The following is a 13,134-nucleotide window of genomic DNA, read 5'->3' on the forward strand; positions in this document are numbered from 1 at the left end:
AATGCAATTTCCTATATAATTAAAGAAAAATCGTTACATTTTTTATATACATTGAGACAGACATGAAAAGGGAGGAAGCGTAGTGTTAGCTCAGCGATATCGATGGAAAAACAAAGTTTTGCGTGACCATGTATCCATTTTGAATGGTGAAAAATCCCCCACAATCATTCTAAAAAATGCAACATATTTAAATCAGATATTACGCAAGTGGCTTATAGCAAATATATGGATATATCAAGATAGAATCATTTATGTGGGCAATGATATGCCCAAACGAATAGATCAAGCAGAAATTGTTGATTGCACAGATCTTTTTTTAGTTCCAGGATACATTGAACCACATGCGCATCCTTTTCAAATTTATAATCCCCTAACCTTAGCCCAATATACATCACAATTTGGAACAACTACACACGTGAATGATAACCTTGTTTTGGCTATGCAGTTAGAAAAAAAGAAAGCGTTTACTTTCTTGGGTTTTATGAAGAACATTCCATCAACGATATTATGGTGGAGTAGATATGATGCGCAAACAGAGTTAAAAGAAGAAGAGCAAGTTTTTTCCCATGGAAATGTAAAAAGTTGGCTAGAAAATGATGCGGTTATTCAAGGTGGAGAATTAACTGGCTGGCCGAAACTTTTAGACGGTGATGATATGATGCTTCACTGGATGCAGGAGACAAAACGATTAAGAAAAAGAATCGAAGGTCATTTTCCGGGAGCATCAGAGAAAACGTTAGCAAAATTAATGCTCCTCGGAGTAGATAGTGATCATGAAGCAATGACGGGAAAAGAAGTGTTGAATCGTTTGCTTCAAGGATATAAAGTAAGTCTTCGATACTCGTCTATTCGACCAGATTTACCAAAATTATTGGAGGAAATCAAAGAATTGGGAATTGATCAATATGATAATTTTATGTTAACTACAGATGGTTCCCCATCCTCCTTTTACGAAAATGGCCATATTGATCAGCTCATTCGGATTGCGATGAACCATGGCGTACCATTAATAGATGCTTATAATATGGCAACCATTAATATCGCTAACTATCATGGAATCGAACATTTACATGGAAATATTGCAACAGGAAGAGTTGCGAATATCAATTTACTAGAGGCGAAAGATAATCCAACACCTGTCTCTGTATTAGCAAAAGGAATTTGGTTGAAGAAAGACGGACAGGAAATAGAGGGAGTTTATCCATCGGTCGATTGGAAGCAATTTGATTTAAGCCCACTAGATATAAAATGGAATGTAAATAGCCTTGACATGCAATTTTCGATGCCATTTGGAATAAGATTGGAGAATGCAGTAATTACCAAACCATATTCCATTTCGATTAACGTTTCCGATGCTATTCTTACGGAGGAACACGATGAATGCTATTTTATGCTCCTTGACCGAGAAGGAGAATGGCGAATAAACACTTTATTAAAGGGGTTTACAAAGGAAATTGGAGGAATGGCTAGCTCCTATACAGGGGATGGAGATATTGTTTTATTAGGAAAAAGTCAGGCGGATATGATAACCGCATTTGAACGATTAAAAGAGATAGGTGGAGGAATTGTACTAGTGAAAAATGGCAAGGTAGACATTGAAATTCCTTTGCCATTACGAGGAATGATGGCTGCCATGCCGATGGCGGATCTAATTAAAAAAGAGAAGGAATTACTGCAATATATTAAAGATAGAGGCTATCGGTATGAGGATCCCATCTACACCATTGTTTTTTTTACCTCAACCCATTTACCATATATTAGGATTACGCAAAAAGGTTTATATGATGTAATGAATAAAAGTGTACTCTTTCCAGCGATAATGCGTTAAAATATAAAAGAGTTCTATTGTTTAATTAGAATATTCTGATATATTAAATAAGTAAGGATCTACTCCCTTAAAGGGAGTAGATGTTATAAACACACAGACCATTTCACATCATGTTGATTGAAAACGAGGAGGGAATTATGAAGAAAAGGTGGTTTGTTTTTCTATTTCTGCTTCTTACCTTAACGAGTTGCAACAGTGAACCGAAGGATGTAGGAAAACATAATGGTAATCAAACCGGCAATGGAGTCAAGGAAGAAGAGGGAATAACAGACCTTGCTACTTTGTATCCATTAACTGGTTTGCCTAGCAATACAGAAAGTACGGACCGTGCAGTTACTGTTATGGTTAATAATCATCCTGATGCAAGACCCCAAACGGGACTGACAGATGCAGATATTGTGTATGAAGTATTAGCGGAAGGGGAAGTTACTCGTTTTCTAGCGGTTTTTCAAAGTACAAAGCCTAAAGTAGTTGGGCCTGTCCGTAGCTCACGAGACTATTATATCGAGTTAGCAAAGGGTTATAATAGTTTGTATATTGCACACGGATATAGTCCAGAGGCAAAAAAACTACTTACAAACGGTTATATTGATAATTTAAACGGCATGGAGTATGATGGAACCCTCTTTAAAAGGTCTTCTGACCGAGTTGCTCCACATAATTCTTACATAAGCTTTGCCAACATTGAGAAGGGGGCAAAGGAGAACAATTATTCGCTATCAGGAGCACCAGAACCTTTACTATTTTTAAAAACAAAGGAATTAGAGGAAATAGAGGGAGAAGAGGCAAGCTCTGTCAGTATTAATTATGGTACTAATCCAAGCTTTAATTCACAGTTTTTATATGAAAAAGATGTGCAGAAATATATCCGATTTTCAAACGGAGAACAAACAGTTGATTATGAAACAAATGCATCCGTAGCAGTAGATAATGTGTTTATTATTGAGACTAGTCATAAGGTTATTGATAATAAAGGAAGAAAAGAAATTGATTTAACATCTGGCGGCAATGCATATTTATTACAGCAAGGAAAATGGCAGGAAGTTAAATGGGAAAATATTAACGGACGCCTTCTTCCATTTAAAGGAGATAAACAGATAGGATTTGTACCAGGGAAGACATGGGTCAATATTATCCCTTCTAGTCCTGGACTCAAAAATGCTGTTACGTTGAAATAATGATTGAATATTATTAAGCGGGATTACTGAAATTGTTGCCTTGATAATAGGAATAAATGTTTTTATAAGTTGGGAGCAGCCGAATACGTAGACTCTACGAGGAAAGCGAGCGTTTGAAAACTGATGAAACATCCAAATTTTAATAGCAGCGCTTATTTAAAATAAATCATATATACGACCATGAAAATAAAAGATACATAAATGGAGGTTCCATATGCAAATTGATAAATTAAGAGGAAGAGAGCTGGATCAATTATTTGAATCCATTCTCTCTCTCGAAACATTAGAAGAATGCTATCAGTTTTTTGATGATTTATGTACAGTAAATGAAATTCAATCATTATCACAACGGTTAGAAGTGGCGAGAATGCTAAGAGAAGGTAATACTTATCACACGATTGAAAAACAAACAGGTGCAAGTACTGCAACTATTTCTCGTGTAAAACGTTGCTTAAATTATGGGAACGATGCATACGAGTTGGCATTAGAACGTATTAAGAAAGAAGAACCACTAAAAGAAGAAGAATAAAGATAAAGGGACTGGCCCGGAAAAAGGATTCAATCACTAGACAATATTTAGTAGGCTAACTTCAAAAAGCCTAAGCTATAAAATATTGCTTGAATGATTTCCTCTTTTCGGACAGCCTTTTTTTATTGGAATATTTAGACGTTTTTGAGTGAAAACCAATTATTTTAGCTTTCATTAAAAATGAAACAATTACCTCGTCCTTTTCGTCCAATAGTAAAGAGTGGCGGTTGCTTCCATTCTTTTTAAAAGTTAAGAAAGCATAAGTTTTTGAAGTTAAATTGGAGCAACCTTTCCCTACGATAAGTCAACATCGGTTCCCTAGCGTTCACCGTGTTTCCTATATCTCAGGAAAAGTCGCTCCACCCCACACGCTCCAAAACGGGTGCCCTCCGCTTTTCTGATTGTCTAGCTCCGGGCACCCAGGAGCTGATGGGCTTCACAACCTTTCCCTACGATAAGTCAACATCGGTTCCCTAGCGTTCACCGTGTTTCCTATATCTCAGGAAAGGTTGCTCCACCCCACACGCTCCAAAACGGGTGCCCTCCGCTTTTCTGATCACCAAGAAATATTTACAAGCAATTAAACGGAATGATTTCTTTTTTGATGGAATATCTAATGCTATAATGAAATGATGTAATGGTTAGAATGGAGGAAGTTGCATGTATGATGTGCGCGAATGGCGTCATGTATTTAAATTAGACCCGAATAAGGAAATTTCAGATGAAGCGCTTGATCGTTTATGTGAATCTGGTACAGATGCAATCATCATCGGTGGAACGGATGGCATAACATTAGATAATGTCCTAAATCTAATGGCACGTGTCCGTCGCTACACTGTTCCTTGTATATTAGAAGTGTCAACAATAGATTCGGTTTCACCGGGATTTGATTTATATTTTATTCCTACTGTTTTAAATAGCAGTGATACGAAATGGATTACTGGTCTTCATCATGAAGCGGTAAAGGAATATGGAGAATTGATGGATTGGGATGAATTCATGATTCAAGGCTATTGTGTCTTAAATAAAGACTGTAAAGCTGCAAAATTAACAAGTGCGATAACTGATTTATCCGAAGAGGATATCGCAGCATATGCCTTAATGGCAGAAAAGATGTTTCATTTGCCGATTTTTTATTTGGAATATAGCGGAGCATATGGAGATCCTTCGATTGTAAAAGCGGCAAAAAGTCAATTAAGTGAAACCATTCTGTTCTATGGTGGAGGTATTGAATCCCTCGAACAGGCTGAGGAAATGGGAAGTTATGCAGATGTAATTGTTGTCGGAAATATAATTTACACAGACTTATCTGCTGCATTGCGTACGGTAGAAATAAAAAAGAGCAATCATTGAATATCGAATGAGGCTAGGTTAAAATAGAATATATGTTCTTATGGTGGTGAAAAGATGCAATTTTTAACAGATAAAATATTAAATGGATTAAATCCTGAACAAAAGGAAGCTGTTAAAGCAACAGATGGTCCTTTATTAATTATGGCAGGAGCAGGAAGTGGAAAAACCCGAGTTTTAACACAGAGAATTGCCTATCTTATGGTGGAAAAGAGAGTCAATCCATACAATATCTTAGCAATCACGTTTACAAATAAAGCGGCGAAGGAAATGCGTCAGAGGATAGCAGCTGTTTTAGGTGGAGCAAGCGAGGAAATATGGATATCAACCTTTCACTCGATGTGTGTACGAATATTAAGAAAAGATATTGATCGAATTGGTTATAACCGAAATTTTACGATATTGGATACAACAGATCAGCAGTCTGTTATTAAAGGCATCCTAAAAGATCGTAATATTGATCCGAAGAAATATGATCCCCGTGCTATTCTAGCAAGTATTAGTTCTTCAAAGAATGAGCTTGTTACTCCAGAAGAATTTGCGAAGACTGCAGGCGATTACTTCTCACAAATTGTTAGCGATGTATATACAGAGTATCAAAGACGTTTACGAAAGAACCAAGCGTTGGATTTCGATGATTTAATTATGCAGACAATCCATCTTTTTCAAAGAGTACCGGAAGTTCTGGAATACTATCAACGTAAATTTCAATATATTCATGTAGATGAGTATCAGGATAGTGCGACACGTTGCTAATTGAAAAGATTAGCCACTAGCTTAAAGCTAGGAGAACTAAGAATCTGAAGAGTCGAATGATGGGGTAACGCCCTGAAAGGCTCGCCTAATCCTCCGAATAGCGTTCAATGGTGCAAAACATTGAGGGTTATAAGCTCGGTGAAGTCGGTTGAAGGTCATCCTAACGAGAAAGACGAGGAAAGCTCTCTGGAGGCAGAGGGTATGGCTGATAGACCGGGGTTCTACAAGATAGTCTATGGTGAGAAATTAGATGTCACAGCCATCTATTGACGAAATTCCGAATGTACGGCTCTAGAGGTATAGCTATTCGAAATGGATAGTCCTTCATGTAAGGGTTAGTGAGGTAGAGTAAAATTTGTCTTTATGAAATACCTTATGGTGTTACAGGCACCATCCAGCTAACAGGGCTAGAGGAATCACCTACGGACTATGTATGTATAGATAGGATTCTTGGAACGTGGTAAGCCGGTAACGTGGAGAGTTTGCACTCATTGAAGCGGTGGAAGGGAAAACATATGCATCGAAAGAGTATATGTATAACCTCCTTTATATCGGTGAAGGTAATGGCACAGTACCAGCGAAACTGTGATAACAAGCAGTGGAGGGATAGCCATTAGTCAACTGTTAGAAGACGACATTATTAACACAGAAATTCAGGTTCGAGTATGACTAAGAGAAATGAAAGCTGAAATTACAAACCCAATTTGGGGATGTAAAGAGGTGAGTAATTGACTGAAACCCATGCAAAGCCGAAGAAGTTAAAAAGTCAAAAGCTGAGAAACAATGAGTATTACAACACGCAGGACATGTTTGACAAGCTATATCAGCTGAGTTCGGAAGGAAAAACTTTTAATAAGTTATATGAATTAGTCGTTCACCCAGCCAATGTCAAACTTGCTTTCCGAAACATAAAGAAAAACAAGGGAAGTAAGACGGCGGGAGTGAATCACAACACTATATTCGAAATTGGACTTAGAAGCCCTGATACACTTATACAATATGTCAAAAATCGCTTAGAGGATTATAAACTTCACAAAGTGAAGCGCAAAGAAATCCCTAAACCAAATGGTGGCATTCGACCATTAGGAATTCCTACTATCGAAGACAGACTTATTCAACAATGTCTATTACAAGTTCTTGAACCTATATGCGAAGCTCGCTTTCATAAACATAGCTATGGATATCGACCTCATCGGAGTCAAATCCACGCATATTCAAGGGCTGTAACACTGGCAAACAAAAATAAACTACATTATGTGGTTGATGTTGATATTAAAGGTTTCTTTGATAACGTAGACCATGGTAAATTGCTTAAACAACTATGGACGTTAGGAATTAGGGATAAACGAATACTTTCGATTATTAGCAAATTGCTTAAAGCTGAAATTAAAGGCATTGGAAAGCCTACGAAGGGAACGCCACAGGGAGGGATTATTTCCCCTTTACTTTCAAACGTAGTATTGAATGAATTCGACTGGTGGATTAGTAACCAGTGGGAAACATTTAAAATGAAGAAGGATTACACAAAAATGCGTGTAATCGGTGGAAAACAGCGATTTGACCAAACGGTAAAATACGCAACCCTTAAAAGGTATACCAAATTAAAGGAAATGTTTATCGTAAGATATGCAGATGACTTTAAAATCTTTTGCCGAGACCACAAAACCGCATTTATCATATTTGAATCTTCTAAGCAGTGGCTAAGGGAAAGATTAGGTCTTGAAATCAGCAATGAAAAATCGAAAGTAGTCAATCTACGTAAGAACTATTCTGAATTTCTCGGATTCAAGTTCAAAGTAGTTCCAAAGGGCAAGAAGCGTGTTGTTAAATCGCATATGTTAGATAAGTCAAGACGTAAGGTAATTGAGAAAATAAAAACGAAAGCTGAATCTATTCGGAGAAATCCGAGTAAAGCTGAAGTGACTAAACTTAACTCAACTATCTTAGGAATTCACAATTATTATCGATATGCGACTCATACTACAAATGATTTCAGTGAAATTTCTTACTCAGTCAAACGAATCCTGTATAACAAACTTAACAAAGTAAAGAGTACAAAGGGCGTTATCACACCTTTCTTCCAGAAAGCATATAAATATTATCTTAATAAAAAGAAACTCTTTGTATGTGGGATGATTTTATTCCCAATAGATGGGGTGAAACATAAAAGTCCTTTGAACTTCACTCAGGAGAAAAATTCTTATACCGTAAATGGTCGAATGTTGGTTTACAATAGCCAAGAAGCCGTACCAGCCTTCATGGTGCATTATTTGATGGAAAATCCAATTAAATCCGAAAGTATGGAATACAATGATAATCGACTATCCAAATATATCGCTCAATTAGGTAAATGTACGATTACTGGTAGAGAGTTGATAATCGGAGAAATGGAACTTCATCATAAAAAGCCTAGAAAAATGGGTGGATCGGACTCCTATCAAAATCTTATATTCATATGTAAGGAAGTCCATAAACTAATCCATGCGGTAAAAGAGACCATTATTAACAAGTACCTAAAGGTACTGAATCTTGAAGAAGAACAACTGAGTAAAGTTAACACTCTTCGCAAAAAAGTGGGAAACTGTGCAATAAATAATGTAACGAGCTAGTAGTTGATGGGGCGCCGTATGAGGTGAAAGTCTCACGTACGGTGCTAAGCGGGGGAAAAGACGGAGATGATTTCAAACTCTTACCTATCGCAACCGAATAGATCGCAATATATGCTGGTAAAGCTTCTAGCAAGCCGATTCCGCAATCTATGTGTAGTAGGTGATTCCGATCAGTCTATTTATGCATGGCGTGGTGCAGATATTTCGAATATCCTTTCTTTTGAAAAGGATTATCCAAATGCAAAAGTAGTTATGCTGGAACAAAACTACCGTTCCACAAAACGCATTTTGCAGGCTGCGAATCAGGTCATTGCCAATAATTCTGGTCGTAAAGATAAAAATTTATGGACAGAAAATGAAGATGGCAACAAGATTTATTATTACCGAGCTGATAGTGAGCAAGGGGAAGCGCAATTTGTTATTGGGAAGATTCAGGAATTAAGAAGAGAAAGTTCCCTTAACTTAGCAGATATAGCAATCCTTTATCGAACAAACGCACAATCACGTGTAATGGAGGAAATGCTTCTTAAGTCAAATATTGAATATTCGATTGTTGGAGGTATAAAGTTCTACGATCGAAAGGAAATTAAGGATACCCTGGCCTATCTCCGCCTAATCGCAAATCCGGATGACGACATTAGTTTCCAACGGGTAATTAATGTTCCAAAACGTGGAATCGGCTCCAGTTCAGTTGATAAGATAGCTAATTTCGCAGCTATGCATGATATGTCCATGTATCAAGCGTTAGAAGCCGTTGAATTAATTGGCTTAAGTCCAAAGATTACAAAGGCTGCAAGTGAATTCCGTGATTTGATTCAAAATTACACGAGAATGCAGGAATATTTATCTGTGACAGAGCTTGTCGAGGAAGTTATCGATAAATCTGGCTATGTAGACATGTTAAAAGCGGAAAAATCAATTGAAGCGCAAAGTAGATTAGAAAACATAGAAGAATTTATGTCTGTGTCGAAAAACTTTGAAGAAGCAAATGATGATAAATCATTAATTGCCTTCTTAACGGATTTAGCATTAGTTGCCGATATTGATAAATTGGATGATGACGGAAAACAAGCAGATTCTGTTGTTTTAATGACATTGCACTCTGCAAAAGGTTTGGAATTCCCAATTGTTTTCTTAATTGGTTTAGAAGAAGGAGTCTTCCCGCATTCCCGTTCATTAATGGAAGAAACGGAAATGGAAGAGGAACGTCGTCTTGCATATGTAGGGATTACACGGGCAGAGAGGCAGTTGTATTTAAGTAATGCACAGATGAGAACTTTATTTGGACGTACCAATATGAATCCACCTTCTCGTTTTGTAAAAGAAATTCCGGAAGATTTGCTTGAAGGTCTAAATCCCGTTTCGAATAGACAAAGAATGTCTCCAGCACAAAGCGGCTCTCGAAGCTCTTATTCACAACAGCAACCAACGAGAAAGGCTGTTATTCGTCCTGCTGCAGTTGCAACAGGTGGAGAAGGAATCGGATGGAGTGTAGGCGATAAAGCAGTCCATGGAAAATGGGGCACTGGTACGGTTGTGAGTGTAAAAGGGGAAGGCGATTCAAAAGAGCTAGACATTGCATTTCCAAGCCCAGTAGGCATTAAACGACTATTGGCTAAGTTTGCACCGATTCAAAAAGGATAAGGAAGAAAGGAAAAGGGTATATGGAACAAAACCTTGCAGAGAAGCGAGTAAAAGAACTGCATAATTTATTAAATCAATATGGGTATGAATATTATGTTCTGGATAATCCTTCTGTTCCTGATGCGGAATATGACGCATTATTAAATGAATTAATCCGTTTGGAAGAACAATTTCCAAGCTTAAAAACAAATGATTCTCCATCACAGCGAATTGGTGGAGAAATATTGGATATGTTCTCGAAGGTTCAGCATCAAAAGCCGATGCTGAGCTTAGGGAATGCATTTAATGAGGCGGATTTACGCGATTTTGATCGGAAGGTTCGTGCGGCTATTGGGGAAGATTTTTCATATGTCTGTGAATTAAAGATAGATGGGCTTGCTGTTTCCCTTCGATATGAGAATGGCTTATTTGAGCAAGGAGCAACGCGAGGAGACGGAACAACTGGAGAAGATATTACAGCGAATCTAAAAACGATTCGTTCCATTCCGCTCCGTTTAAATCAACCGGTCAGTCTAGAGGTTCGTGGCGAAGCGTTTATGCCGAAAAAATCTTTTGAGGCACTTAATAAAATAAAGGACGAAAATGGAGAAGAACCATTTGCCAATCCTAGAAATGCTGCGGCTGGTTCTTTACGCCAATTAGATCCACGAATTGCTGCATCACGAAACTTGGATATCTTCCTTTATGCTATTGGGGATGTTGGTCAGACTGGTGTTCAATCCCATAGTGAAGGACTGAATTTACTAGATACACTTGGATTCAAAACAAACAAAGAAAGAAAAAAATGTGCCACAATTGAGGACGTTTTACAGTACATTGAAGGCTGGCAGGAGAAACGCCCACACTTGCCATATGAAATAGATGGAATTGTGATAAAAGTAGACGGTTTAGCTCAGCAAGAGCAGCTTGGAACAACTGCAAAGAGTCCAAGATGGGCGATAGCGTACAAATTTCCCGCAGAAGAAGTAATGACAAAGCTCCTTAATATTGAACTAAATGTCGGTAGAACAGGTGTTGTGACGCCAACTGCTGTATTAGAACCAGTAAAGGTTGCCGGGACAACGGTGAAAAGAGCATCTTTACATAATGAGGACTTAATACGGGAGAAAGATATTAGACTCGGTGACATGGTTGTTGTCAAAAAAGCTGGCGATATTATTCCAGAAGTAGTGAATGTTCTAGTGGAAAAAAGAACGGGGGAAGAAGAAGAATTTCTGATGCCCACTCATTGTCCAGAATGTAATAGTGAACTTGTTCGATTAGAGGAAGAAGTAGCATTGCGCTGTATTAATCCAAAATGTCCGGCGCAAATTAGGGAAGGCTTAATTCATTTTGTTTCTAGAAATGCTATGAATATTGACGGGCTTGGTGAGCGAGTAGTGAGCCAATTATTTTCTGAAAAATTAATTGAAGATGTTGCTGATTTATACGCATTAGAATATGAGCAACTCATTCAATTAGAAAGAATGGGCGAAAAGTCTGTTAATAATTTATTGCAAGCAATAGAGGTATCAAAGCAAAACTCCCTTGAAAGGCTGTTATTTGGCTTAGGAATTAGACATGTAGGTGCAAAAGCAGCAAAAACAATTGCGATGGAATTTAAACAGATGGATCAGCTCATGGAAGCTACGAAAGAGGATTTAACAGCTATTAATGAAATTGGCGAAAAGATGGCCGATTCCATTGTCACTTTTTTCGAACAGGAAGAAGTGTTGGAATTAATTACGGAGTTAAAAACATACGGCGTCAACATGGAATATACCGGACCATTACCAGTAGCAACAGAAGAGGCTGATTCCGCATTTGCTGGCAAAACAATTGTATTAACAGGAAAGTTAGAACAGCTTTCTCGTAACGAAGCAAAAGACCAAATCGAATTGCTAGGTGGTAAAATAACCGGAAGTGTCAGCAAGAAAACGGATTTAGTCATTGCGGGAGAAGATGCGGGAAGCAAACTAACAAAGGCAGAACAGTTAGGCATTGAAGTGTGGGATGAGGAAAGACTTTTGGAAGAATTGAAGAACAAAGGTGTGTTTAATCAATGAAAAAACACGTAATGATGGTGCTTGGCCTAGTATTAGTCCTATCAGCTTGTGCACCAAACTTTAATAAAGAAGAAAAAGTAAAGACAGAAGACGTAGATAGTAATACGACAGAAACAGCGATTATACCAAACTATAAAATCTCCGAAGATTATTACAAGGTAGTTGTTCCATTTAAAGCCTCTGAAGCAAGGGGATTAGTTGTAAATAATTTAAATACACGCTATGATATTGCCGAATTTGAAACAGGCTTAATGCGAATTGCGCAAAATGCGTATGATCCGGAACAATACTTTTTCCAAGAAGGACAGTATTTAGATAGAAGTTTAATTACAAGCTGGTTAGGGAGAAAATCGAAAGAAAATCCTGAAGGCTTAAATCCAGCTGGTAAGGATAAAGGCAAAGAGCCTATTTATTTAGCCCATATCCTTGAACATGATTACTTAGTGAAGACTGATGATAATAGTTTAAAGCTTGGTGGAATATCAATTGGTTTGGCCATGAATTCTGTCTATTCCTATGAAGAAAAGGGAGCAGCAAAAGAACTTAAATTAGATCGATCAAAGCTTGAAAAAGAAGGGAAAAGAATAGCAGCGGAGGTAGTAAAAAGAATTAGAGGAGTGGAAGGACTTGAACAGGTCCCAATCATTATCTCTCTTTTTGAACAAAAAGAAAGCTCCTCTGTTGTGCCTGGAAACTTCTTTGCTTACGCAAAGGTTGCAGGAAATAGCAAAAGTATGGGTGACTGGGAAAATATTAATGAAAAATATGTATTATTCCCAAGTTCTGATACAAATTATAAGTCAGAAGTAGATGCATTTTCTTATTTTAAGCAAGATATAGAAAAATATTTCCCCAACTTTAATGGAGTTGTCGGAAGAGCATTCTATGTTAATGATAAAATGCAGAATTTAAGCATAGAGATTCCAATTCAGTTTTATGGAGAAGCAGAAGCACTTGGCTTCACTCAATTCGTAGCAGGGAAGGTTATGGAATATTTTCCTCCAAATAATACATCCTCTGTACAGGTTAGTATTACATCTGTATACGGTCCAGAATCATTAATCGTTCGTGATGTGGATGCAAAAGAACCGTATATTCATATTTATCAGTAATAACCAGAGAGTGCTAGGCATCATGCTTCCCTTAAAAAAGTGGAATTAATGATGCTTGTCTCTCTCTTTTTTGTATCATGACA

General features: G+C 37.5%; 7 protein-coding genes and 2 pseudogenes. All 9 read left to right on the forward strand.

Translation table 11 applies throughout. The annotated features are described in order from the left end of the window. Positions 1–82 precede the first annotated feature (82 nt). Positions 83–1,828, forward strand: coding sequence for an adenine deaminase C-terminal domain-containing protein (locus AB3U99_RS02915; RefSeq protein ID WP_400245279.1), 1,746 nt, complete (start codon positions 83–85; stop codon positions 1,826–1,828). Between the two features lie 137 nt (positions 1,829–1,965). Beyond that, a complete protein-coding gene (locus AB3U99_RS02920; protein WP_400245282.1) occupies positions 1,966–3,006 on the forward strand; it encodes a DUF3048 domain-containing protein in 1,041 nt (346 codons plus the stop codon). 214 nt (positions 3,007–3,220) lie between these two features. Next, positions 3,221–3,535, forward strand: a complete 315-nt coding sequence (locus AB3U99_RS02925) for a YerC/YecD family TrpR-related protein (RefSeq protein ID WP_400245284.1) — start codon at positions 3,221–3,223, stop codon at positions 3,533–3,535. A 660-nt stretch (positions 3,536–4,195) separates the two neighbouring features. Next, positions 4,196–4,888: a heptaprenylglyceryl phosphate synthase gene (locus tag AB3U99_RS02930; protein WP_400245286.1), complete on the forward strand. Its 693-nt coding sequence runs from the start codon at positions 4,196–4,198 to the stop codon at positions 4,886–4,888. 54 nt (positions 4,889–4,942) lie between these two features. Next, positions 4,943–5,626, forward strand: a pseudogene (locus AB3U99_RS02935) (UvrD-helicase domain-containing protein); the annotation flags it as partial. A gap of 821 nt (positions 5,627–6,447) precedes the next feature. After that, positions 6,448–8,250 (forward strand): group II intron reverse transcriptase/maturase, encoded by a 1,803-nt coding sequence (gene ltrA / locus AB3U99_RS02940; protein WP_419095936.1) that lies wholly within the window; start codon positions 6,448–6,450, stop codon positions 8,248–8,250. A 96-nt stretch (positions 8,251–8,346) separates the two neighbouring features. Continuing rightward, positions 8,347–9,894 (forward strand): annotated as a pseudogene (locus AB3U99_RS02945) (3'-5' exonuclease); the annotation flags it as partial. Positions 9,895–9,914: 20 nt separating this feature from the next. Beyond that, on the forward strand, positions 9,915–11,939 hold the full coding sequence (gene ligA, locus AB3U99_RS02950; protein WP_400245290.1) for an NAD-dependent DNA ligase LigA: 2,025 nt from the start codon (positions 9,915–9,917) through the stop codon (positions 11,937–11,939). After that, positions 11,936–13,051, forward strand: a complete 1,116-nt coding sequence (locus AB3U99_RS02955; RefSeq protein WP_400245292.1) for a CamS family sex pheromone protein — start codon at positions 11,936–11,938, stop codon at positions 13,049–13,051. Before ligA ends, AB3U99_RS02955 begins: the two co-directional genes overlap by 4 nt. Positions 13,052–13,134 lie beyond the last annotated feature (83 nt).

The organism is Niallia tiangongensis (assembly GCF_044704065.1).
Classification (GTDB): Bacteria; Bacillota; Bacilli; order Bacillales; family Cytobacillaceae; genus Niallia; species Niallia tiangongensis.